Origin of the sequence: Amycolatopsis oliviviridis, assembly GCF_014654365.1 — a bacterium.
Taxonomy (GTDB): Bacteria; Actinomycetota; Actinomycetes; order Mycobacteriales; family Pseudonocardiaceae; genus Amycolatopsis; species Amycolatopsis oliviviridis.
Genome location: NZ_BNAY01000007.1, coordinates 479,959 through 502,590 on the forward strand (window position 1 = coordinate 479,959; position 22,632 = coordinate 502,590).

A 22,632-nucleotide genomic window follows, 5' to 3' on the forward strand; every position below is an offset into this window, starting at 1 on the left:
CGGGAATTCAGGGACGACGGACCAGGAACGGTCCGAGGGCGAGCACGTCGATCGGGGCCGAGCCGAAGCATTCGAGCGCGTCCCTGGGGGAGTCGACCATCGGCCTGCCGGCGGTGTTGAGGCTGGTGTTCACCACGGCCGGAACCCCGGTCCGCCGCTCGAAGGCACCGAGCATCCTGGCGGTGAGCGGGTCCTGGGCCGGGTCAACCGTCTGCACGCGGGCGGTCCCGTCGACATGCGTGACCGCCGGGATCCGATCCCTCCACTCCTGCGCGACGTCGTGCACGAAAAGCATGTACGGACTGGGAAGCGGGCCGCGGGAGAAGATCTCCCCGGCGCGTTCGGCGCGCACCATCGGGGCGACCGGACGGAACTGCTCGCGGCCTTTGACGTCGTTGAGCCGCTCGAGGTTCGCCTCGTGACCGGGATGGGCCAGCAGCGAACGATGGCCGAGGGCGCGCGGACCGAACTCGGAGCGGCCCTGGAACCAGGCCACGATCCGGTTCTCGGCCAAGGCTTCGGCGACCGACTCGGCGACGTCGTCCGGCCGCTCGTAGCGCAGTTTCGCGGTCCGCAGCGCGTTTTCCAGCTGCGCGTCGGTCCAGCCGCGGCCGAGGTCCGCGCCCGGCATCGGCTTGCCGCGGTCACCGAAATCGAGTGCGAGCTGCAGGGCGGCCCCGAGCGCGGTCCCGGCGTCGCCGGCGGCGGGCTGGACCCAGATTCGGTCGAACGGGCCTTCGGCGTGGAGCCGGGTGTTGGCGACGCAGTTGAGCGCGATCCCGCCCGCCATCGCCAGATCCGCTCGCCCGGTGTGCTCGTGGAGCTTGTGCGCCAGGTCGAGGAGTACATCCTCCAGACAACGTTGGACGCTCGCGGTCAGGTCCGCGTGCACCCGCCCCGGCTCTTGCCCGGGTTCGACGGCGGGAGCGAAGGACTCCCAGTCGATTTCGTCGGTGCGGAACCCCATGCCATTGGTGTGCACGCTTTCGGCTATCCGGTCGAGAAACCGCGGCTTCCCGTACGAAGCCAGTGCCATGACCTTGTACTCGTCGCTGGACCGGGCGAAACCGAGATGCTCGGTCAGCTCTTCGTACATCAGCCCCAGGGAATGCGGAAGCCGCTGCTCGGCCAGTTCTTCGAATTCACCGTCGCGGTATTCGCCCGCCAGGTAGGACGTGCTTTCGCCGCGGCCGTCGGCGACCAGCACCGCGCAGTCGCCGAACGGGGCGGCGAGCGCGGCGGAGGCGGCGTGCGCGACATGGTGCCGGACGAACCGGACGTTCGCCGGATCCAGGCCGGGCAAAGCGGTCTTGAGGAAGGCGGGCGCCCGTCGGGCGAAGTCGGTACGGAGGCACTCGTTCTTGCCGTCGTGGCCCGCGAGCCCGGGCTCGACCAGCGCCGGATCGTAGGAGTAGCCGACGGCGTCGAGGTCCTGAGGGGCGATCCCCGCCTCGGCGAGGCACCACGCGGCCGCCTCGGCGGGTTGTTCCCAAGCGGAGAAGGGGACCGGTCGCTTGCCGTGCTTGCGACGGCTGAACCGTTCCTCCTCCGCGGCCGCCACGATCTCGCCGTCGATGACGAGCGCCGCGGCCGGGTCGTGGAAGACGGCGTTGACACCGAGAATGCGCACCTGCCACCCCTTCGGTCGGAGACGCGGACCGTGACCCGCGCTTACTTCCGTAGCGCTACCCGGTGGAGTCGGGGATAAACGATTCGGCGCGAAAGCCCAGGACGTCGCTACTCAGAGAAGCGTCTCCACGGGGCTTCACGGAGCCGGAGGGGCTGAGCCGAGCGTCCGGGCGAACCAGGCGACGGTGCGGGAAAGTCCTTCGTCCATCGGGACTTGCGGAGCCCAGCCGAGCTCGCGGCGGGCGAGGGAGATGTCCGGGCACCGGCGGGCCGGGTCGTCGACGGCGGCCTCGATATGTTCGATCCGGGACGGGCTCCCGGTGATCGCCAGGATCTCTTGGGCGATCCGGAGAACGGTGAGCTCGTGCGGATTGCCGAGATTGACGGGGCCCGGCACACCGGAGTGGGCGAGCGCGACGAGGCCGCGGACGGTGTCGTCGACGTAGCAGAGCGATCGGGTCTGCCGGCCGGACCCGGTGACCGTGAGCGGAACCCCGCGCAGGGCCTGGCCGATGAACGCCGGGATCATCCGGCCGTCGTCGGCGCGCATCCGCGGTCCGTAGGTGTTGAAGATGCGGGCGATGCCGGTGTTCACGCCCCGCTCCCGCCGCATCGCCGAGGTGAGCGCCTCGGCGTATCGCTTGGCTTCGTCGTAGACGCTGCGAGGGCCGATCGGGTTCACGTTGCCCCAATAGTCCTCTGGCTGGGGATGCTCGCCGGGATCGCCGTAGACCTCGCTGGTCGAGGCGAGGACGAACCGCGCACCGTCGCGTTCGGCGATGTCCAACGCGCCTTCGGTGCCGTGGGAGCCCGCCCGCAGTGTCTCGAGGGGGAGTCGGAAATAGTCCCGGGGAGAGGCCGCCGAGGCGAGATGGAAGACGACGTCGAACGGACCCGGCACGGTCATCGGCGCGGTGACGTCCTGTCTGGCCAGCTGGAAGTCCGGCCGTTCGAGGAGGTGCGCCACAGCGGCCGCGTCGGAGGTGGCGAAGTTGTCGACCGCGACGACCGCCGAACCGGCCGCCAGCAAGCTCTCGCACAGGTGTGACCCGACGAAACCGGCGCCCCCGGTCACCAAGGCACGTTCGAATACTGTGTCCATGGGACCGCCTACCCACCCCGGGCGTCGAAAAAACAGTGTGAACCGGGCGAGGACGGGTAAGCGACGGGCATGCGTGCACTGGTGATCGGCTGGGCGAGCTTCCGGCACGGCGAAGCGACCGCGGGGGACGTTCTCGGCATGCGTCAGGTCGACGAGGTGTTGTCCACCATCGGGTTGCCGCACGACTTGGCGTGGAGCCCTGTCTACCGTCCGCACGAGTTGAGCTACGAAGAAGTGGACCCGGCCCGGTACAGCCACGTCGTCTTCGCCTGCGGTCCGGCTCACGGATGGCAGGTACGGGAAGTGCACCGGCGGTTCGCCCACTGCCACCGGATCGCCGTGGGGGTTTCCGTGATCGATCCGGAAGACGAGACGGTCACGGGGTTTCACGAAGTGCTCGCCCGCGATCGAGACGGGATCGGCAGCCCTGATCTGTCACTCACCGCCCCGACCGACGAAGTGCTGGTGACGGGAGTGATCCTGGCACCGGCTCAGGGAGAGTACGGCGAGGCGGGCCGTCACGCGGACGTCCACGGCTCGCTGACCGAGTGGATAGCCGGTGTCGACTGCGCCAGGGTGCCCCTCGACACCCGGCTGGCGGCTTCGGATTGGGAGCGGTGTGAGACCCCCGATCAGTTCACCTCGATCCTGTCGCATCTCGACGTCGTCGTCACGACGCGGCTGCACGGTCTGGTGCTGGGCCTGCGCGCGGGGGTCCCGGTGCTGGCCGTCGACCCGATCGCCGGAGGCGGGAAGGTCAGCGCGCAAGCCGACGCGCTCGGCTGGCCCGCATTGGTCAACGCGGAAGATGCAGGTAGTCCGCAGGCTCTCGACTCCTGGTGGCGGTGGTGTTCGTCGGTCCAGGGTCGATCGGTGGCCGCGCTGCGTGCGCTGCCCAGCGACAACGCCGTGGTGAGGGACTTCGTCAGGGCGCTCAAGAGCGGCCCGGTGCGATGACGGTGGCCCGGACGACCGTCGTGATCGCCACCCGCGACCGCGTGGACGAACTGGACCGCACCCTGACCGCCTTGACCGCGTTACGGCCCGCCCCACCGATCGTGGTGGTCGACAACGGATCGTCCGATGGCACCTTCGCCCGGGCTTCCGCGTTCGCCGGGGTCCACGTGATCCGGCTTCCCCGCAACATCGGTGTGGCGGCCCGGAACCTCGGGGTCGCGGTGGCGCGGACACCGTACATCGCGTTCAGTGACGACGACTCGTGGTGGGCGGAAGATGCGCTCCTGCAGGCCGAACGCCTTTTCGACGCCCACGGCGACGTCGGGCTGATAGCGGCGAAAACCCTTGTGGGAGAGGAGGAGCGCGAAGATCCGGTGGTCCCCCTGATGGCGGGTAGTCCGTTGGGCAGGCCAGACGGCCTCCCGGGGCCGGAGGTACTCGGCTTCCTCGCCTGCTCCGCGATCGTGCGGAGGACGCCCTATCTCCAGGCCGCGGGCTTCAATCCGTTGTTGCACTTCGGCGCCGAAGAGCGGCTCTTGTCCTATGATCTGGCCGCGAACGGCTGGCGGCTCTGCTACGCGGAAAGCGTGCGGGCCCACCATCATCCGTCGTCGCTGAGGCCGCCCCGTGACTGGCGTGAACGCGCCGAGTTGCGGAACCGCCTGCTGATCACCGTGATGCGGCGGCCCGTCCGCAGGTGCCTGCTCGAATTCTTCCGCACGGTGGCCAGGGCTCCGCGGGACCCGGCCGTGCTCCGTTCCCTCGCCGGGGTGCTGCGGCGGCTGCCTTCGGCGCTCGCCGAACGGCGCACGCTACCCGCCGAGGTCGAAAGCCGGATCCGCGTTCTCGAACACGCACACGGAGGGTGAAGTGGAAGATCGCATCACGGTCGTGGTGATCACGCACAACCGGCGCGAGCAGTTGCTGGAAACGCTCGGTGACCTGTCGACGCTGCCCGACGAAGCACCGATCGTGGTGGTGGACAACGCTTCCACGGACGGAAGCGCGGACGCCGTCGAGAAGCTCTTTCCCGAAGTGCGGCTGATCCGTGCGCGCCGCAACCTCGGCGCCGTGGCGCGCAATGTAGCGGTCGACACGGTGACCACACCCTTCGTCGCCTTCTGCGACGACGACACGCGGTGGCAGCCGGGCGCGCTGCGACGGGCGGCCGACCTGCTCGACCGACACCCCGCAGTGGGCGTGGTGACCGGGCGGTGCCTGGTCGAACCGGAATTGCGCGAAGACCCGATCACGCCGGAACTGCGGCACTCGCCCGTTCCCGGGCCGGAGTGGCTGCCCGGGCCGGCGTTGCTGGGTGTCATGGCCGGTCTTTCGGCTGTCCGGGTCCGCGCGTTCCACGAGGTCGGCGGGTTCTCCGAGCGGATGTGGCTCGGGGGAGAAGAGGAACTGTTCGCCCTCGACCTCGCCGCGCGGGGCTGGTGGATGTGCTGGGACGAAGAGATGGTGATCCACCACGCTCCTTCGGCCGTCCGCGATCCGCGACGGCGCCGTCAGCTCGGCATTCGGAACACCCTGTGGACACTGTGGCTGCGACGGCCTCCGCGGAGCATCTCGCGCAGGATGTTCGCCGTTCTGCGCACAGCTCCTTTCGACCGGGCGACGATCGCGGCCGTGGTGGAGGCGTTACGAGGGCTACCGTGGGTGCTGAGGGAACGCCACGTGGTTCCCGCCGGGGTCGAGCGAGGGCTGGTGCTGCTCGAGGAGTCCCAGAGGAACTCGTCCGCCCGGCGGTACGTGGGATGAGCTACGACGTCGAAGCGGCCGTGACCGCGACCGAGCCTCCTCGCAGGACTCGCTTATAGGCGCGCAGGCAGTCGGAGGCCACCCGGTCCCACGAGTATCGCGCTCGTGCCCGGTCGACCCCGGCCAGACCGAAGACGTCACGCATCGAGCCGTCCTCCAGGAGTTTCCCGAGAGCCCCAGCCAGTTCCCGCGGATTGCGTGGCGGAACGAGCAGCCCGGTGACGCCGTCGACGACGGTGTCCGTCAGCCCTCCGACCGCGCTCGCCACGACCGGCACGCCGCACGCCATCGCCTCCAAAGGCACGATGCCGAACGGTTCGTACCAGGGCGCGCAGACGACCGCGTCGGCCGACCGCAGGAGGGCGGGCATCTTCTCCCGCGAGATCAGTCCCGGCAGGCGCACACGGTCGCCGACGCCGGCCGCTGCGGCTATCTCACGCAGTCGCCGGACTTCAGGATCTCGCTTGAGCGCGACGGAATCCGGGCCGCCCGCGATGACCAACTCCGTGTCCGGCACGGCCCGCAGCGCGGTGATCGCCGTGTCGAAGCCCTTGCGCGGAACCAGCCTGCCGACACTGACGATCCGGTGCTGGGCCCTACGGGGAGCGACTTCGCCGTAAGGCGTGAACTTTTCGAGGTCCACCCCGCAAGGGACGACGGCCGCGCGTGACCGGGGCAGTCCCATCCGAGCGAGCTCGAACACCTCGTCCGAACAAGTCGCGATCACCTGGTCGGCCTGTTTGGCGAGCATGCGCTCGATGCGGATCCGATCCGCCGGGCTCGTGTCGTTCTCGCCCTGGAAGCGGCGCTTCACCACGCCCAGCGCATGAAAAGTCTGCGTCACCGGGATGTCGAGGTCCTTCGCCGCGAGCATGGCGGCGAGGCCGGACATCCAAAAATGCGCGTGGACGACGTCCGGCCTGTCCTTGGCCCAGTGAGACCGCAGCACGCGGCCGAATTCGCCCATATACGGCAGCAGTTCGTCCTTCGGGACCTTCTTCGCCGGACCGGCCGGGACGTGGACGACACGGTAGCCGTCCGGCGCCGTCACCGTCGCGGGGACGCGCCGGTTCTCACGGCGCGTGTAGACGGTGACGTCGTGACCCTGCCGGCTCAACGCCGCGGAAAGCTCGGCGACGTGGACGTTCTGACCTCCCGCGTCGGCTCCTCCCAGGGCGGCGAGCGGGCTGGCGTGTTCGGAAACCATCGCGATCCTCATCGGACTCCTTCCCTCCCGCACGCGGCGGGGTCAAGCGGTCACTTCGGTCAGAAGGGCGTCCCAGCGAGCGAGGAACGCGTCGAGCCCGTAGTGGGCCAGCGCGAATTCGCGAGCGGCCTTGCCTGCCAGCACGGCGAAATCGGGCTCGTGGATCAACTCGCGGTAAGCCTTCGCCAAGGCGGTGACGTCGGTGGAGATCGCCCCCGCGTCAGGCGGCACCGCGAGTACGGCCTCCGTGGTCGCGAGCGCCACGACCGGCATTCCCAGATGCATGGCTTCGAGCAGGGACAAGCCGAGCGATGTCCACCGGGCGGTGTGCAGGTAGACACGGTGCCTGGCGACTTCGGCGTGTAACTCACGGCTTCGGAGGTCGCCGCCGGACCGCAGTGCGGGGTGGCGCCCTCCGAGACCCTCGCTGCCGATTCCGTACACGTCCACCGGGGCGATTTCCGCGAAAGCGGGCAGCAGATCGGTCCCGGTGATCCGTCCTCGCCGGACGGGTTCGTTGATCAGAGCCGCCCCGCGCGGAAGTTCGCCGGTGTAGCGCTCACCCGGGTCAGGAATTCCGTGCGGGATGACCACAGTGGGTGCGAGACCCGAGTCCCACATCAGCTCGTTGAAATGCGTCACGTGGACCAAAGGGATGTCGTTACGGTCGGCCAGCGAGTGACGGGTGGTCGCCGCGGCCGGGCGTGGGGTGTTGTGTTCGACGAAGACCGCGGGCACGTCTTGCCCGGGGCGACGGCGCAACCCTTGGCCGATCAATTCGATTTCTTCCGGCCGCTGCAGGATCACCACATCGGGGTCGAGATCGGAGAGCCGGTCGAGCGGTATCTCCTCGGCGGCAGGCCAGTCGCGACCGCTCAGTCCGCGGCCCCACTGGCCCCCTTCAGGCGACGAAGGAATGAAGTAACGATGTTCGCCTCGTACGAAGGACTCGGTCCACGACCCGTGCACGTGCCACACGAGAACCCGGAGTGGCGCCTTTTTCGTCATACTGAAAGGTTTCCCGCAGAAGACGAGTTAAACGCGAGGCGCTCGCGGTTCGGTTCTCAAAACCGGAATGGAGCCACAGGCGGCGGCCGTGGGTTTTCCGGGTTCGCGGGGCGGGTCATCCGAAAGACAATGCTTCGACGAGTTCGCCGGTCTCGGGGTTCGGCAGCGCCCGGGCGACATCGGCCTGCGCGACCACTCCGACGAGGTCGTGGCCATCGATCACCGGGAGCCGGCGGACCTGATGCGCGGTCATCGTTCGCATGATCTCTTCCGCGTCGTCGTCGGCACCGATGGTCACGGCCTCGCCCTGGGCCACTTCGCCGGCGTGGACGGCGCGCGGGTCTTTGCCTTCGGCGATAACCTTCACCACGATGTCGCGATCGGTCAGCATGCCTTTGAGCCGGTTGTCCTCACCGCAGATCGGCAGTGCTCCGATCTGCCCACGCGCCAGCATCTGCGCCGCGTCGTGCACCGTGTCGGATTCCCGTACACAGGTGGCGCCGGGTGTCATGATTTCACGGGCTGTCGTCATTTCTCTCTCCTAACCTGGGCTTTCTCGCGGGCTACCCGTTACGTGGGCGGATACACGTGACCCGGCCGGCTCATCGACCGCGAGAAGGCCGGATGCCCTCCTCACCCCTTGGACCCCGAGTTCGCGTGCTTTGACGTTTTCGCGTTGAGACTGCTCGACCAGCAGGATGAACGCGTCGTCGGTCGGCGCCGCCGTCCAGGCACGGTGAAGTACTCCCGGGTGGCGTACGGTGGGTGTCACGCGTGGTTCAATCCGCAGCTCCGCGTGCACGACGCCGATATTTCGCCGCCGCGCCCTACGCGGGTTCGTGTGCGGCTTGGCGACGCGTTTCCGCGAGTTCCTCCGTGCACACCGCGCAGGCCCGCTTGGCGGCCGTGTCGTCCCGATCGCCGGGAGACCACCGATGACTTCTACCTCGCCCTATCGCCACGACGAAGATTCCGCCTCGGTACTCACCGCGGTACCGCCCGACGGGCTGGGTTTCTACTCCCGGCACCTCGGCGCGTCGCCGACGCGGGTCTGGGAGCAGACCACCACGACCGATTTGCTGATTCTCAGCGTGTCCGGCGACCTCGACACGCTCACCGCCCCGGTACTCGAACGAAACCTTTCCCAGCCCTTGCCCACCGCGACCGTGCTCGACCTCTCGCGAGTGTCCTTCCTGGGCGTGGCCGGACTGCGGGTGCTGGAGGCCGCGGCGACCAGGGCGGGTGCCGAACGCCGCCGAATCGGCCTGGTGACCGGCTCCGCCTCGACGCGGCGGATCATGCGGCTGTTCGACCTCGATCTGCGCGTCGCGGTATACCCGCGCTTGGAGGAGGCGGTGCGGGAGCTGACCTAGCCAGGAGAGGACGCACGGTTCCGTGCTGATCGTGATCGGGGTCCTCGTGGTGGGCGTCGCGGGATTCTTCGTCCTACGCGCCTTGGGCCTGCTCTGAGCGAACGGCCCGAAGACCCCTCCACGCGCTGTCGCGGAAGGGGCCTTCGAGTCGTGTCTCAGTTCTTGGACTTGCCGCTGGCTTTCCGCTTCGCCGCCTTGGCCTTGCCCTTCACCGTGCCCACGGCGTCCTGGATCGGCGCGTAGGTCCCGAAAAGCGCGGGATCCGGCTTGGGAGCCGTCCCGGGCCCGCCGAGCGGGTCGGGATTCTGCAGGTAGTCGATCCCCTCGCCGCCGAAGCTCCAGCCTCCCTTGGCTCCGTCCGTACCGTCGGAGAGGCGCCAGACGGTGTTGTTGTGCTCCTGGTTCTCCTCGTCGAACAAGGCATTCGGAGCGATGTCGCTTTCGAGTCCGTCGGCCTTCAGCTCCTCGATCGCGGCCAACCATTGTTTCTGGTGCACCGTGTCGCGGGCGAGGTTGAATTGCAGCATCGCCTTCACGCCGGGGTCATCGGTCATGTTGTACAACCGCGCGGTCTGCAACCGGCCCTGAGCCTCGGCTGCCACGTTCGCCCGGAAGTCGGCCAGCAGATTGCCCGAGGCGACGATGTACTTACCGTTCCAAGGGGTACCGTTCGAATCGGCGGGCAGCGCGCCACCCCCGCCGACGATCGCCTGCTGGACGTCCATCCCGCCCAGGATCGCCGCCATCGTCGGATCCTTCGCCGCCTCCGCGGTGGCCGTGGCGGGAGCGCCTTCCAGCAGCCGGGCGACCATGGTGGCGAGCATCTCCACGTGCCCGATCTCCTCCGTGGCCGTGTCCATGATCAGATCTTTGTACTTACCCTCCATCCGGCAATTCCAGCCTTGGAAGAGGTACTGCATCGTCACGGTCATCTCGCCGAACGCGCCGCCGATGAGTTCCTGCAGCTTGCGTGCGTAGAGGGGATCGGGCTTCTCGGGCTTCGCTTCGAATTGGAGCAATTTGGTGTGGCGGAACACAGGTTGCCTCCATGAGGGAGGACACCCACACAACGGGAGTCCTCTGCCGAGGTGTCGGATCCCGGACGGTGTTTTCCAGCCGGGAACCACAGACACCGGATTGATTACCCCTCGAGTCCCTTCCCACACCTCATCGATGGGGTTTGTCCGGCGCCTGAAGGGCTAACCACTGTGGACAGGTCGAATCCCCAGGAGGCGAAATGAAGGCAGTGGTGTGGCACGACGTCGGCGACATCCGGCTCGACGAGGTGCCCGATCCCAAGATCCTCGAGCCGAGCGACGCGATCATCCGGATCACCCGGAGCGCGATCTGCGGTACCGATCTGCATCTGGTGCGGGGGACCATGCCGGGGATGGTGCCGGGCACGATCGTCGGTCACGAGGCTGTCGGCGTGGTCGAGGAGGTCGGCCCTGCCGTCCGCGGGCTGACCCCGGGTGACCGCGTGGTGGTGACGTCCACGATCGGGTGCGGTACCTGTTCGTATTGCCGCGCGGGCTACTACGCGCAGTGCGACACCGCGAACCCTAACGGCCCAGGGGCGGGCACGTCCTTCTTCGGCGGTCCTGAGACGACCGGTCCGGTCGACGGACTCCAGGCGGAGTACGCGCGGATCCCGTTCGCGATGACCACGCTCGTGCCTGTTCCGGACAGGATGAGCGATGACGACGCGATCCTGGTCTCCGACATCTTCCCGACCGCGTGGTTCGGTGCCCGCCTGGCGGAGGTCGGCACGGGGGACAGCGTGCTCGTGCTCGGTGCCGGCGCGGTGGGGCAGTTCGCGATCGCGTCCGCGAAACGGCAGGGCGCGGGCCGGGTGTTCGTCGTCGACGGAATCCCTTCCCGGCTGGATCTGGCTCGTGGCCAGAACGCGGAAACGATCGATTTCAACGCCGAGGACCCGGTGGCCCTCGTGAAGGAACTGACCGGGGGGATCGGGGTGGACCGGGTGATCGACGCGGTCGGCGTCGACGCTCAGCGCCCCGCGCGCGGCCCCGCCTCCGGACAGGGGCAGGATCTCGAATCGGAACAGGAGCTCGCCGCGCCGGATTCCGCTCCGGACGGCGACCTGTGGGTACCGGGTGAAGCGCCCAGCCTTGCCGCGCGCTGGGCCGTGGAAGCGGTCGCGAAGGCCGGGACGATCGGGGTGATCGGTGTCTATCCGCCGGGATTCGACCGGTTCCCGTTCGGCGCGGCGATGAACAAGAACCTCACCGTCCACATGGGCAACTGCAACCACAGGCGCTATGTGCCAAAGCTGCTCCAGCTCGTGGCCTCAGGCGGTGTCGATCCGAAGCCCTTCATCACACAGCACGAGAAGCCCGCCTCGGCGATCGACGCCTACAAGACTTTCGATCGTCGCGAGGAGGGCTGGATCAAAACGGTGCTGGACGTCGGGTGACCCGGATCTGCACGACCAGGGTAGCCCCGAGTGGAGAAGGAGATGGTCATGGGAAAGCGTTTCAGGAAGGGTGACAGGGTCCGCTGAAACAGCCATGGTGGGCAAGCCGAAGGCGAAGTACTCGCGGAGATCACTTCGGACACCGAAGCGGCAGGCCGCACAGTGCGGGCATCGCAGGAAGAGCCGCAGTACCTGGTCCGCAGCGACAAGAGTGGCGGGGAAGCCGTGCACAAGCCCGAGGCCTTGGAGAAGACGTGAGCGAAGACTTCCGGAATGCGGTCAACATGACTCCGGCTGAACTGGACAAGCGGCTGGATACCGACGAATCCCGAGAGGTCGGCCAGCATGCCGGTGGTGGCGAGTCGGTCGGCCATGAATCCGGTCGGCGTATCGTCACCTTGTTGCGTAAGAAGAAGGCCGATCTGACGGTGGACGACGAGAAACACATGCGGAAGGTCGTCGGCTACGTTCACCGGCACCTCGCGCAGCGCCCCGCCGGTGACGTCCGGAATACCCGATGGCGCTACTCCCTGATGAACTGGGGGCACGACCCCTGCAAGTGACGGGATCTTATGTTGGCCGGATTCAAGAGCGGGTACGGCGCGGGCAGGGCCGGTCGGATCGGGGCCGACCAGACCGCCGCACCCCCAGGCTCCGTCGGCTGAAATTCGTCGCCATGGTAGGCGCAGCAGTTCTCGCCGCGCTCCCCGTCACGTGTGCAGCTTTCACCGGCTGCCTGCTGCGACCGCGGTTGGGTCACCGGCGATCCGGCCGCCGTCATCGGACGGCTCAGAGGAGGGTTTCCAGGAGTCGTGTTCTGGAGAAGTCCTTCGTCGCGCCACTTCCGTAAGATGCGACGGCCGTAGTTGTGGGTGCCGGCGACTCGGTCGAGGTCGGCCCCAGTGGGGGTGCGGCCTTCGGCTTGTTCGGCCAGGAAGTGTGCCCACATGCGTTCTTCAGCGGTCGGCTCGACGGTTGGCTCCTGCTTGCTCGTCGAGAGCGCTGGGGTAGACGTGGTGTCGTTGGGCGTACCTATTTCGACTTCGTCATCATTGCTCCGGTCTCCGGACGGGCTGTCAACGTCGGTCCGGTGTCGTTTGAGTGCTCGGTCGAGGAGTTCGACGGCGAGCAGGAGAGCAAGAGGTGGACAAGCTGCGACGGTCACGCCGAAGGTGCCCGATAGGAGGCGTAAGCGGCGCCGAGAGCGACGAGGGCGGTGCAGCCGCTCTGCATGGCCAGCGCGGGGTCGCGCCACGGTCCTGACGAGGTTACTCCGTTCGGGCAAATTTCGCGGTAGCCGTCGGCACGGACGAACTCCGGGACAAAGCTGCCGAGCGGTTGAGCCCCGAGGGGTTGCCACACGCGCCATCGAAGGCGATGGCCGGACGGCCTCGACGTCGAAGAAGCGCCGCGACGACGATTGCCGTCGCGTCGACGTGTGGGGTAGCCCGAGAAAGGGCATTGCGGAGCCGAGCCGGCTGCCGCGTTTCTTTTTTCACCGGGATGGCCCGGCGGCACAGACTGTTACCCGGAGGAAGTCGAGTGCGGGCTTCGCGACCATTGCATTGCATGCCGGAGGCAAAGAAGCAACGGGCATTCGAGCGAATCGGCTGCTGCGGAAAGATTCTTCGAGGACGACTCCGCGTGGTAGTTCACGCGGATTTCACCGAGCTGTTGCGTGCGGTGCAATACCAAGACTGTTTGACAGAGTCTTTGCCAGTCCTTTACTTTGGTTGGGCGATGATCAATCCACATCGTGTTCCCCGAGCACTCCGGAGGCAGCGTATGAACGAGCTGGTCAGGAAAATCGCCCAGGACAGTGTGTGGACCAAGTGGGTCGCCGCGAACTCGGCGCCCGCCGCGAACAAGGACGGATGCATTTCCCGGGCCAAGGAGGGCTGCATTTCGCGATCGCAGAACCGCGGCTCCTGACGGACTCCCGGGCCGGTGGCCGGTGACCGTGACGCGGTCGCCGGCCATCGGTGCGGCATTACATGACGGGTGACCATGACGAGCCAGTTCGCGAACGACGTGGCCGGGATGATCGACCAGGTCCGCGATATCCCGATTTACCGTGATTCCATCCGGACCGGCGAGTTCCCGGTACTGGAGAAAGCCGCCATCGCGGACGGATTCCCGGACAACTGGATGACGCCGAAGCTCCGAGCGGCCCTCGACTCGGGGGAGGCCGAGTTCGTGCTTTCCACCGGCACGAACCATGCGCGAATGCAGTTGATCCGGCCGCCGTATTTCCTGCTCAAGTCCTATTACCGGCTGTGGAGCGAGCATCCCGAACTCGCGCGCACCTGGGAACTCGGTTGCCCGCGGGTGTCGATCACCACGGTGCTCGCGACCGAGCATGTGGCGAGGGTCAACGCCAAGGCCCGTGGCGAGACGGCCGCCGAGTACCCGAGCCTGGCTGATCGGCGCCTCGACGACCGTACGGTTTACGTCAACCAGAAGCTGGATCCGGCGTTGTGGGACCGCGGCGACGTGGAGCGCATGCTCGACGAGATCGAGCGGACACGGGCGTCCCACCCCGCCGGGCGCTATCACCTGGACTGTTCGGGTTACCACCTCGCGCACCTGGTGCTCAAGGCGCGTGAATGGGGATTGGACGAACGGTTCCCCGAGCCGGACAGCATCATCCACGCCTACGAGTACACCCCGGACAACGTGTCCCGTTTCCTGCGCGAGCGGTTCGCTTGCCCGATCGTCGATCTGTTCGGCAGCACGGAACTGGGCTATCTGTATTACAGCGACGGTCGGACCACCTATCGACCGTATCTTGACCGCATGAATGTCGAGCTGATCCCGGTCGAAGAAGGCAGCAGTCTGTTCAGCTTGATCGTCTCCAGTGTGCGGAATCCGTACATGCCCCTCATTCGCTACCGGTCCGGTGACTGTGCGCGCACTGTCGACGGAAGTCCCGACCCCACCCGGATATCGCGTTTCTGCGGCAGGGAGAAAGAACTCGTCCGGGTCGGCGGTACCCTCGTCTGTCACGGTGACCTCGATCGTTGGATAGGTGAATGCGCGCCCGCGATCTTCCTTTATCGGCTCCGCGTCGGTGACGGCTCCGACGCGGAGCTGGAATACACCACGTTCGACGGCGCGCCGATGGACCCGGCGGCCTCATCCGCTCTGGTCGCCGCCTTGTCGGACAACCTGGAAATGTCCGTGACGCCGGTATGGCGCGAACATGTCCCGATCGGGAAATCGGGGAAGTACGCCTGGCTGCACCCGGAATCCCGAAACACTTAGGAGAATCGTGTCCCTTGTCTCCGAGGCCGATCTGCGCTCTCTTCTCGGTGAGCCGTTGTACACCGAGGTGGTCGACTATTTCACCGGGAAGACGGGTGAGCCTGCCGAGTACGTGTCGCGCCAAACGCTGGAGTGCCTGCGCTACCTCTACCTGGTCTCCGCGCACCACGACGAACTCGCCGGTCTGTTCCTGCCGGTGGAGCAGGAGATCGACGAGATCTGGCACTACCTGATACTGCAGACCAGCGAGTACCGGGACTTGTGTGAGCGGCTTCCCGGCCGGTTCTTCATCGAGCACCGCAGCATCAGTTACGGCGAGTACCAGGAGGAACCGCCCCGCGAGCAGGCCGCGGCTGAAGCCTTGCGCTGGATTCCGCTGTACATCGGGGAATTCGGTCCGTTCGACGAGGGTGCTTTGCCGCACTGGACGATGGTGCGGTTCCTCGTCGAGGAACTGGGCATGTCTCTCGAGCAGATCGCCGAACTCGACGCGGCGGCCGTCAGCTGACGGCCTTTTCCCGGAAGACGCCGGCGACGACGACACAGGTGAGCAGCTGAACCCCCAGTACGAAACCGAAGGCGGTCGCGTGGCCGTGACTCAGTGCCACCGAGAACACGGTGCCGAGCACGGCCACACCGACGGCCATCGACCCCTGCTGTGTGGTCACCAGCACTCCACCACCGACTCCCGCGTAGGCGGGGGGCACCGCGCCGAGTACCGAAATGTTCGCGGCGCCCACCACCAGCGCCTGCCCGAGCCCGATCAGCACCAGACCCGGTAGCGCGGTCCACCCGGCGTTGCCCAGCCAGCCCAGCGACACCGCCGCGAGCAGCCAGCCCACGCCGAGTCCCTGTACCAGCGCGCCGCCGGGAACGACCCTGCCGGTGAACCTGGCGCGCAGCGCCGGAACGACGAAGGAACCGATCAGGAAAGCCAGCGACATCGGGACCACGGCGAGCCCGGCGGACAGCGGGGAGAGGCCGTAGCCGTGCTGCAACGTCAAAGGCAGGGCGAACAGGAAACCGCCCCATGCCGCGAGAAACGGTCCGAGCATCAGCAGCCCGCCACGCACCCGCGGTTCGGCGAGCACGGTGGGCGGCAGCAGTGGCACCTTGCCGGACCCGGACACCCGCTTCTCCGTGCGCCACAACGCGATGGCAGCGACCGGTGCCAGCAACAGCGGCACGATCGACCACCAAGGCCAGCCGAGCAACGGGCCGCGGTTGACCGGTATGAGGATCAGCAGCACTGTCGCGCCGAGTAGCGCCGTGCCCCGCAGATCGACGCCGACCGGGTGGTCGGACCTGGATTCGGGGATCAGGATCACCGCCAGCACCGCGGCGGCCAGCCCGAGCGGCAGGTTGACCAGGAACAGCAGACGCCACGACGTACCCCACAGATCCAGCTGCAAGAGGACGCCGCCCAAGAGCAGTCCCAGGACCGCGGCCAGTCCGCTGACCGCGGCATAGAGGCTCATCGCCCGGGCACGGCGGTCAGCCGTGACAGTGGCCTGGATGGTGCCGAGGACCTGGGGCGGGATCAGCGCCGCCGTGGCGCCCTGCGCGATCCGGGCGGCGACCAGCCAGCCCGCGGACGGAGCGAGCGCGCACAGGAGCGACGTCAGCACGAATCCCAGCAGCCCGAACACCAGCACTCGGCGCCGCCCGAACGCGTCACCGAGCCGTCCGCCGAGCACCAGCAACAAAGTGAACGCGATGCCGTAACCCGCGACGACCAGTTCGAGATCGGCGTTGCCCGCGCCCAGATCCCCGGCGATCGTCGGCAATGCGACGTTGACGATGAAGGAGTCCATCATCGGCAGCAGCGTGGCCAGCAGCACGATGCCGAGTCCGAGGGCCGACAGCGACGGATGCCCGGCGCGTACGGACGTTGCGGTCTTGTGATGGCTCATCGCGTCCCCGGTCCCGGCAAGGTTTCGCGGGACAGAGTGAACCCGCGATACCCTTCCGAGGCCACGGAATCGCAGATACGGCGGTACACGTCAAGCCCGCCTGCGTAGGGCATGAACACCCGTGCCTTGCCGTCGATGTTGGCCCCGAGGTAGTAGGAGTCGGCGTGGTGGTAGAGCGTCCGGTTCGCGGCCGCGGCCACTTGGGCGGCCCAGTCCTCTTGGGCCGCCGGCTCGGCCTCCGCGACCAGCCGGTCCGTCGAGCGCAGTGTCAGCAGCAGATCCCTGATCCAGCCGACATGGTGTTCGATCGCCCGGAGCACGTTCGACAGCACCGTCGTGCTTCCGGGACCGGTGATGGTGAACAGGTTCGGGAATCCGGCCATGGCCAGCCCGAGATAGGTCTTCGGGCCCTTTTCCCACTGCTCGGCGAGCGAGACGCCGTCGCGTCCGGTGATGTTCATCCGGGTCAGGGCACCGGTGAAGGCGTCGAACCCGGTGGCGAAAACCAGGACGTCGAGGGGGAAGGTGTCACCGGTGGTGCGGACACCGTCGGCGGTGATCTCCTCGATCGGCTCCGTGCGAAGGTCCACCAGGCGCACGTGATCCTGGTTGAACGCGGCGAAATAGCCATCGCTGACGCAAAGTCGTTTCGTGCCGATCGGGTACCCCTTCGGCACGAGCCGTTCCGCGGTCTCGGGATCGGTCACCGTCGCGCGGATCTTGTCCCGGACGAAATCGGCCAGCAGCGCGTTCGCCCGGAGGTCCCGCCCGGTGTCGGTGAAGGCGGCCACGATGGACGTGCCGCCGAGCGCCCAGCGGTCTTCGAGCACGGCCAGCCGATCATCATGCCCGGTGTTCAGGATCGGCTGTCCGGTGCCCGGAACCACGTGTCCGAACCGGGTCGTACTCGCGAGGGTCACCCGTTCGTCGTACTTCGCGGGTTCGGCGGCCCGTTCGGCTTCGGTCAGCGGGCGGTTTCCGGCGGGCACGCTGAAGTTCGGTGTCCGCTGGAAGACCACGACCTCGGCGGCTTTCCCGGCGATCTCCGGGATCACCTGGATCCCGGACGAGCCGGTGCCGATGACCCCGACGCGTTTGCCCGCGAGATCGACCGGTTCGCGCGGCCAGCGAGCGGTGTGGAACCGTTCACCACGAAACCTCGACAGCCCTGGGATTTCCGGTGTCTGCGGCGCGGACATACAGCCGACCGCGGTGACCAGGAACCGGGACCGCACTTCGTCACCGTGTTCCGTGCGCACCGACCAGACGCTCGACGACGTGTCGAAGTCCGCGGCGACGATCCTGGTGTCGAACGTGATCAGTGGCAGCAGCCCGGCGCGGTCCGCGAAGTGTTCGGCGTAGCGCAAGATCTCCGGCTGGGTGGCGAACCGCTCGCTCCAGACCCAGTCGTGGTGCAGTGTCCGGTCGTGGAGGAAGCAGTAGTCGACGCTCTCGATGTCACAGCGCGCACCGGGATACCTGTTCCAGAACCAGGTCCCGCCCACGCCGCTACCGGTTTCGTAAGCACGACAACGGAATCCTGCCTTTTTCAGTTCGGAGAGCATGTGCAGCCCGGCGAATCCGGCTCCGATCACAAGGACGTCGTAGTCGATCCACCCGCGGTCACCCAAAAGGTCCTCCTCCAGGCGCCATCGAAGCGCCGTGCCCGATCCGTCTGATCAACAGTACCCGTGAAAAGGATCATTTGGACAGATCGGTCACCCGACCGCCTCGCTGTGCACTGCTTGCCCACCGAGCTCGCCGTCGTGAGACTGGTGACGATGTCCATAACGTCGGTGACTCTCTGTGCGCTACGCTGACCTCGCGGCCACTTGTCCGGGGCCGTAGGTCATCGCGGGTGCTGATCCACATCAGGGGAGGGAAGTCCGGTGATCACGGTCTTGATCTGTGATGACCGGCGGCGGGTTCGCGAAGACCTCACCCGCGCGATCGCCGCCGCTCGCGGTGTCAAGCACCTCGACTGCGTCGCCCGTACCGACGAACTCCTGACCCGGTACGCCCGCGTGCGTGCCGATCTGGTCCTGATCGGCACCGGGCGGGCCGCACCGAGCGGAATCGAATCGGCCCGGCGGCTTGTCGCGGCCGACCCCGGCGCCAATGTCGTCGTGTTCGGAGAACCGGACGACGTACGGGTCATCGCGACCGCCATCGCCGACGGTGTCCGCGGCTACCTGCGTTGGGACGCCTCGCGGCCCGAAGTCCTCGCCGCGCTCGCCATCACACTGGCGAACGTGTCGATCCCCGCCCCGCGGGTACACTCGCCGTCCAATGTGGAACTGACCGAACGTGAACTGCAGGTGCTTCACGGAATGGTCGAAGGCAAAAGCAATGGGGAGATGGGCCGTGAGCTGTCCCTGGCCGAAAACACCATCAAAACCCACGCCCGCAGCCTGTTCGGCAAGCTCGGAGCGCGCGACCGCGCACACGCGGTCGCGCAGGGATTTCGCCGTGGCTTCATGACCTGACGCCGAAGAGTGTGTCCCGGGCGCCGAACGTGATCAAGGCCTACGTGGCCGCCGTCATCGGACGGAGAGGGCTGGTCCTGCTCGGCAAGGTAGTACCGCCACATGCCTCCTTCTGCGTTCATCTCAATGGCGGGCTCCGGACTGGTGCGGCGAGTCGACGGCAGAGGCGCGTGCACGCACGGTGCCGTGAGCTTGTTCCGTGGGACGGAACAAGCCATGGCTGGAGCGACCGTTGCGAGTTAGCCTCGCGTTGGAGGCGATTGGTGAGGCACACGGGAGACGCTGGATGGGTTCACCCGATGCGGGCCGCACGCCTGACCCTCCGCCGTAATACGCGTCTATCGCGGAGAAGTATGGCCAGCTCACTGGGCCGCCCCGGACCTCGGCGGCCCGCTGAGCTGGCTTCGCTGTGTTCGGCTGAGGTACAGCGGAAATCCGGTGTCGGCAGGGCTACCCTGGTAGGCGGTCGGTGATGTGACCTCGAGGCGCGGCATTGCGATAGGAGCGGCATCGTGGAAGCCGATCGTGCGGCGCGGCACTTGGACAGCGGGATAGCGCCGGGCTGGTGGGGTGCTCCGTGCCCTGCGGTGGTGGTGTCAGGGCGGGCGGTCGTGGCTGTCAACGCTGCGGCTTTGCGGATCGGGATGGTCGCAGGGGAACAACTCGACAGGACGCCGTTGCATCGGCTGTCGGAGACTTCTGATCCGGGGGAACCCATCGCCACGCTGATCGGAGAACGCAGTTTCGAAGCCCATGAAGTTCCCCACGGCGACGGGACCGTAACGTGGTGGCTGGTCGAGGACACCAGGCTGCGGCACGCGCATGCGCGGCTGCGAACGGAACTGGACCGCGTGCAGCTTCTGAGCGAGATGTGTGCCTCGCTGCCGGCGGCCGCGGATCCCGATGAGTGCATCCGGGTGACAGCGCAGCTTGCTGCGGACCATCTAGCCGATGCCGCATGGGTCATCACCCCTGGCGGTCTCGAAGAGTTCCCGGTGACGATGTGCGTGCGTGGCGATGCGCCGGTACACAGCAGGGTCGCGGTCTGCGCGGACGAGCTCGAAGGGCTCGGCGAGGTCCTGACCGGATTACCACCCGTGCCCTCATCGTGGATCGATCCGGCGTCGGCGCCTGCCTGGCTGATTCCCGAGGACTTCGGGGAGATCGGCTCGATCATGGTCACCGCGTTACCCGGCCCTGGAGTGCCGGTGGGCGCCCTGGTGCTGCTGCGCCGATGCGACCGGCACAGCTTCACCGAGCAGGATGAGGCGTTCGCCCGGCAATTCGCTGCGCGTGCGGGTGCCGTGATCTCGACGGCGCGAGCGTTGTCCGCTCAGGCGTCGGTCACCGAGATGCTCATGCGGGATCTGCGCCCGCCCGAGCCGGCACCCTTCAACGGGGTGGAGTTCGCGGGGCGCTACCGCCCGGCATCCGAGTCCGACTTCGTCGGTGGCGGCTTCTTCGACGTGTACTCGGTGGATGCCACGGACCCGTACGATGCGTCCGAATGGCTGGCGGTACTGGGGACAGTCGGTGAGAGGGAAATGGCAGCGGCGGTCCTGACCGGGAAAGCCCGGAGCGTTCTGAGCGCATTGGCGCCGGTCACCCGAGATCACCAGCTGATGCTTCGACTGCTGCACAACGCAGTGGCGGGTCCCCATCAAGTCCGGTTCCCCTCGCTCGCTCTGGCATCAGTAACTCGAACGGGCGCTCGCCTGCACCTGCGGCTGACCTGCGGCGGGCACCTTTCGCCGCTGGTCGTGCGCAGCGACGGCGCGGTGGAGGAGGTGTCGACCTCCACCGTGCAGAGCGAAGCGATGCCGCAGATCGTGTCGTCGACCGCTGCGGTGGCGCTGCGCCTGGGGGATATGTGCCTGCTGTATACGGCCGGGATCACCGAGGCGGTCGGCGGTCCTCAAGGCGATCAGCACTTCGGCGACGACCGGTTGAGGGCCGCGCTGGCGGCGATGGCGAACACGACCGCTTCCGCTGTGGCGGAGCACATTCACATGCGAGCCGCGGAGTGGAGCGAACACGGCCACCATGACGACATCGCCCTGCTGGCGATCGCCGCATCGGAGGGAAGGCATCTCGCCGCCGTTGACGGGAGGGCCAGGAGACGGTAGTCCATGGCACTACGGTCCAGTTCTGTCGCTGGGTTCCGGGCTGCTGCGAGTACGTGTCAGCGAAGGTGACCCAGTAGCAACCCGTGAGCGTGGAGGCTTGCTGTGCGCAGCACGGTCTTCGCCACCGCTGGCTCGAACCGGTCCCGCCGGCAACCGATACTCAGGGCCGCGATCGGCTGCTTCGACGCTCCGAACAACGGGACTGCCATAGCCTGGATGCCGAGGTTCTCGCCTCGCAGGTCCATCGATGACCCGGTCTTCCGAATCTGAATCATCTCAGTGGCAAGGTTTGCCGGCGGCTTCGCATGCTCCGGACGTCCGCTTCCGGGTACGTGCGGGGCGCACCGCGCGGATACGAGATCGGGGTCGTACGCCAGCAGGGCTTTACCTGCCGCGCTGGTACACAAGTCTGTCTTGCCTTCGATGAGGTGGATCAGCTTGGTCCACTCCTGGCTGTACATCAGGTCGACCCACTCGATCGTGCAGTCCACCGCGATCGCCAGTCCGGCCAGGTATTGGGTTCTGGTGTGCACGGTGATCAGCAGCGGACGGAACACGCGGCGCAACGCGATGGCCTGTCCATGGTCGCCAGGCCCCGCCAGCGCCTGCACGGTTTTGCCGAGCTGGTATCCACCGCTGGTCTTGTGTACTGCTGCCAGAACAAGCAGCTCAGCGAGTAGCCGGTGCACGGTGCTCTTCGGCAGACCGGTCTTGCGCGCGATGTCGGACAAGGTGCTCGGACTGTCGGCCTCGCGTATCGCCTGGAGGATCGCGAACGAGCGTCCCAGCGGACTGTCGCGCTCCGGAGTCGGCCGGTCCTCCGAACGTGTCAAAACTACGGCTCTGACCATCAGGATCGCCTATTCCCCGTCACTTCAAACCCTGCCGAGTATCTGAATCCTGCGGCAGTGAAGCGGGATCCGCGTGATGCACGTCAACGTCGCACGGCTTGGAACGTTCACTGCCCATGAATGCTACACGGCGGCGGTCGTTGAACGCCAGGGGAGAACTGATTCACCGGATATGGTCATCGTCTTGCTCCGGATGGCCGAATATCAATTTCGGCAGGGTTCCTGCGATCGGTAGCCGAAGTTCGCGCCTAATGTCAAACGTAAACCGGCGGAGCGGCGGCCGTAAGATCGCGCAGAGAGGAATTTGCAAAATTTGAGAGAAGGCGGAGGTTGATTTTCGAAATCCGTCACCTCCGTGGCTTTGTTCTCCACGTTAGAGCAGCCATTCGCGTTGATCGACCGTCGACTACGCAGATCCGCGTACCCTGAGGTCGGTACCGCGTTCCGAAAGGAATTGTCGCGGCCTCGGCTCCGGCATTTCGTGAAGTACTCGGACCTCGTCGATCCCTCTCGTG

Annotated in this window: 20 protein-coding genes and 1 pseudogene; 12 read left to right on the forward strand and 9 right to left on the reverse strand. The window is 67.0% G+C overall.

Annotated elements, in window-relative coordinates; translation table 11 throughout:
- Positions 1-7 precede the first annotated feature (7 nt).
- Together IE302_RS29790 and IE302_RS29795 are read right to left on the reverse strand one after the other, a co-directional pair.
- A complete protein-coding gene (locus IE302_RS29790; RefSeq protein ID WP_191257733.1) occupies positions 8-1,630 on the reverse strand; it encodes a carbamoyltransferase family protein in 1,623 nt (540 codons plus the stop codon).
- 135 nt (positions 1,631-1,765) lie between these two features.
- Positions 1,766-2,731: an NAD-dependent epimerase/dehydratase family protein gene (locus IE302_RS29795; protein ID WP_191257734.1), complete on the reverse strand. Its 966-nt coding sequence runs from the start codon at positions 2,729-2,731 to the stop codon at positions 1,766-1,768.
- 69 nt (positions 2,732-2,800) lie between these two features.
- Between IE302_RS29795 and IE302_RS29800 the strand changes: the two genes are divergently transcribed.
- From IE302_RS29800 to IE302_RS29810, 3 genes are read left to right on the forward strand one after another with little or no spacing between them, the layout of a single operon-like run.
- Positions 2,801-3,688 carry a polysaccharide pyruvyl transferase family protein gene (locus IE302_RS29800; protein WP_191257735.1) on the forward strand — a complete coding sequence of 296 codons (888 nt, stop codon included), beginning with the start codon at positions 2,801-2,803 and terminating at the stop codon, positions 3,686-3,688.
- Positions 3,685-4,557: a glycosyltransferase family 2 protein gene (locus IE302_RS29805; protein ID WP_191257736.1), complete on the forward strand. Its 873-nt coding sequence runs from the start codon at positions 3,685-3,687 to the stop codon at positions 4,555-4,557. The genes IE302_RS29800 and IE302_RS29805 overlap by 4 nt, the downstream gene beginning before the upstream one ends.
- Position 4,558: 1 nt before the next feature.
- Positions 4,559-5,452: a glycosyltransferase family 2 protein gene (locus tag IE302_RS29810; RefSeq protein ID WP_191257737.1), complete on the forward strand. Its 894-nt coding sequence runs from the start codon at positions 4,559-4,561 to the stop codon at positions 5,450-5,452.
- Position 5,453: 1 nt separating this feature from the next.
- On the opposite strand, the gene IE302_RS29815 is transcribed toward IE302_RS29810, so the two are convergent.
- The 3 genes from IE302_RS29815 to IE302_RS29825 form a co-directional block, all read right to left on the reverse strand.
- Entirely contained in the window at positions 5,454-6,671 is a 1,218-nt protein-coding gene (locus IE302_RS29815) for a glycosyltransferase (RefSeq protein WP_191257738.1), read from the reverse strand.
- 30 nt (positions 6,672-6,701) lie between these two features.
- Positions 6,702-7,667, reverse strand: coding sequence for a glycosyltransferase (locus IE302_RS29820; RefSeq protein ID WP_191257739.1), 966 nt, complete (start codon positions 7,665-7,667; stop codon positions 6,702-6,704).
- Positions 7,668-7,782: 115 nt separating this feature from the next.
- Entirely contained in the window at positions 7,783-8,199 is a 417-nt protein-coding gene (locus tag IE302_RS29825) for a CBS domain-containing protein (protein WP_191257740.1), read from the reverse strand.
- Between the two features lie 403 nt (positions 8,200-8,602).
- Here IE302_RS29825 and IE302_RS29830 point away from each other — a divergent pair, with 403 nt between their 5' ends.
- The gene (locus IE302_RS29830) at positions 8,603-9,040 is read left to right on the forward strand and encodes an STAS domain-containing protein (RefSeq protein WP_191257741.1); all 438 of its coding nucleotides are present in this window, start codon (positions 8,603-8,605) and stop codon (positions 9,038-9,040) included.
- A gap of 155 nt (positions 9,041-9,195) precedes the next feature.
- Here the strand turns inward: IE302_RS29830 and IE302_RS29835 are convergent, their stop codons facing one another.
- Complete coding sequence (locus IE302_RS29835) at positions 9,196-10,077, reverse strand: manganese catalase (RefSeq protein WP_191257742.1); 882 nt, start codon at positions 10,075-10,077, stop codon at positions 9,196-9,198.
- Between the two features lie 200 nt (positions 10,078-10,277).
- Between IE302_RS29835 and IE302_RS29840 the strand changes: the two genes are divergently transcribed.
- The 6 genes and pseudogenes from IE302_RS29840 (at position 10,278) to IE302_RS29865 (ending at position 15,249) form a co-directional block, all read left to right on the forward strand.
- Positions 10,278-11,477 carry a zinc-dependent alcohol dehydrogenase gene (locus IE302_RS29840; RefSeq protein WP_191257743.1) on the forward strand — a complete coding sequence of 400 codons (1,200 nt, stop codon included), beginning with the start codon at positions 10,278-10,280 and terminating at the stop codon, positions 11,475-11,477.
- A gap of 48 nt (positions 11,478-11,525) precedes the next feature.
- Positions 11,526-11,735: pseudogene (locus tag IE302_RS29845) on the forward strand (hypervirulence associated TUDOR domain-containing protein).
- Complete coding sequence (locus tag IE302_RS29850; protein ID WP_268246784.1) at positions 11,732-12,040, forward strand: DUF3140 domain-containing protein; 309 nt, start codon at positions 11,732-11,734, stop codon at positions 12,038-12,040. The pseudogene IE302_RS29845 and the gene IE302_RS29850 overlap by 4 nt, the downstream one beginning before the upstream one ends.
- 1,222 nt (positions 12,041-13,262) lie before the next feature.
- The gene (locus IE302_RS29855; RefSeq protein ID WP_191257744.1) at positions 13,263-13,409 is read left to right on the forward strand and encodes a hypothetical protein; all 147 of its coding nucleotides are present in this window, start codon (positions 13,263-13,265) and stop codon (positions 13,407-13,409) included.
- 75 nt (positions 13,410-13,484) lie between these two features.
- Positions 13,485-14,741 (forward strand): phenylacetate--CoA ligase family protein, encoded by a 1,257-nt coding sequence (locus tag IE302_RS29860; protein WP_191257745.1) that lies wholly within the window; start codon positions 13,485-13,487, stop codon positions 14,739-14,741.
- Between the two features lie 7 nt (positions 14,742-14,748).
- Positions 14,749-15,249, forward strand: coding sequence for a glycine-rich domain-containing protein (locus IE302_RS29865; RefSeq protein ID WP_229908010.1), 501 nt, complete (start codon positions 14,749-14,751; stop codon positions 15,247-15,249).
- Here the strand turns inward: IE302_RS29865 and IE302_RS29870 are convergent.
- A complete protein-coding gene (locus tag IE302_RS29870; protein WP_191257746.1) occupies positions 15,242-16,654 on the reverse strand; it encodes an MFS transporter in 1,413 nt (470 codons plus the stop codon). The two genes, IE302_RS29865 and IE302_RS29870, sit on opposite strands and share 8 nt — an antisense overlap.
- Positions 16,651-18,285: a flavin-containing monooxygenase gene (locus IE302_RS29875; RefSeq protein WP_229908011.1), complete on the reverse strand. Its 1,635-nt coding sequence runs from the start codon at positions 18,283-18,285 to the stop codon at positions 16,651-16,653. Before IE302_RS29875 ends, IE302_RS29870 begins: the two co-directional genes overlap by 4 nt.
- A gap of 258 nt (positions 18,286-18,543) precedes the next feature.
- Between IE302_RS29875 and IE302_RS29880 the strand changes: the two genes are divergently transcribed.
- Both IE302_RS29880 and IE302_RS29885 read left to right on the forward strand, forming a co-directional pair.
- Complete coding sequence (locus IE302_RS29880; protein ID WP_191257747.1) at positions 18,544-19,140, forward strand: response regulator transcription factor; 597 nt, start codon at positions 18,544-18,546, stop codon at positions 19,138-19,140.
- A 611-nt stretch (positions 19,141-19,751) separates the two neighbouring features.
- Entirely contained in the window at positions 19,752-21,266 is a 1,515-nt protein-coding gene (locus tag IE302_RS29885) for a PP2C family protein-serine/threonine phosphatase (RefSeq protein ID WP_229908012.1), read from the forward strand.
- 56 nt (positions 21,267-21,322) lie between these two features.
- Here the strand turns inward: IE302_RS29885 and IE302_RS29890 are convergent, their stop codons facing one another.
- Positions 21,323-22,117, reverse strand: coding sequence for a helix-turn-helix domain-containing protein (locus tag IE302_RS29890; protein WP_191257748.1), 795 nt, complete (start codon positions 22,115-22,117; stop codon positions 21,323-21,325).
- Positions 22,118-22,632 lie beyond the last annotated feature (515 nt).

Coding starts and splice junctions, on each gene's coding strand:
- IE302_RS29825 (WP_191257740.1), bottom strand. CDS start 8,199: ATGACGACAGCCCGTGAAATCATGACACCCGGCGCCACCTGTGTACGG.
- IE302_RS29815 (WP_191257738.1), bottom strand. CDS start 6,671: ATGAGGATCGCGATGGTTTCCGAACACGCCAGCCCGCTCGCCGCCCTG.
- IE302_RS29840 (WP_191257743.1), top strand. CDS start 10,278: ATGAAGGCAGTGGTGTGGCACGACGTCGGCGACATCCGGCTCGACGAG.
- IE302_RS29855 (WP_191257744.1), top strand. CDS start 13,263: ATGAACGAGCTGGTCAGGAAAATCGCCCAGGACAGTGTGTGGACCAAG.
- IE302_RS29870 (WP_191257746.1), bottom strand. CDS start 16,654: ATGAGCCATCACAAGACCGCAACGTCCGTACGCGCCGGGCATCCGTCG.
- IE302_RS29820 (WP_191257739.1), bottom strand. CDS start 7,667: ATGACGAAAAAGGCGCCACTCCGGGTTCTCGTGTGGCACGTGCACGGG.
- IE302_RS29860 (WP_191257745.1), top strand. CDS start 13,485: ATGACGAGCCAGTTCGCGAACGACGTGGCCGGGATGATCGACCAGGTC.
- IE302_RS29830 (WP_191257741.1), top strand. CDS start 8,603: ATGACTTCTACCTCGCCCTATCGCCACGACGAAGATTCCGCCTCGGTA.
- IE302_RS29890 (WP_191257748.1), bottom strand. CDS start 22,117: ATGGTCAGAGCCGTAGTTTTGACACGTTCGGAGGACCGGCCGACTCCG.
- IE302_RS29805 (WP_191257736.1), top strand. CDS start 3,685: ATGACGGTGGCCCGGACGACCGTCGTGATCGCCACCCGCGACCGCGTG.
- IE302_RS29795 (WP_191257734.1), bottom strand. CDS start 2,731: ATGGACACAGTATTCGAACGTGCCTTGGTGACCGGGGGCGCCGGTTTC.
- IE302_RS29800 (WP_191257735.1), top strand. CDS start 2,801: ATGCGTGCACTGGTGATCGGCTGGGCGAGCTTCCGGCACGGCGAAGCG.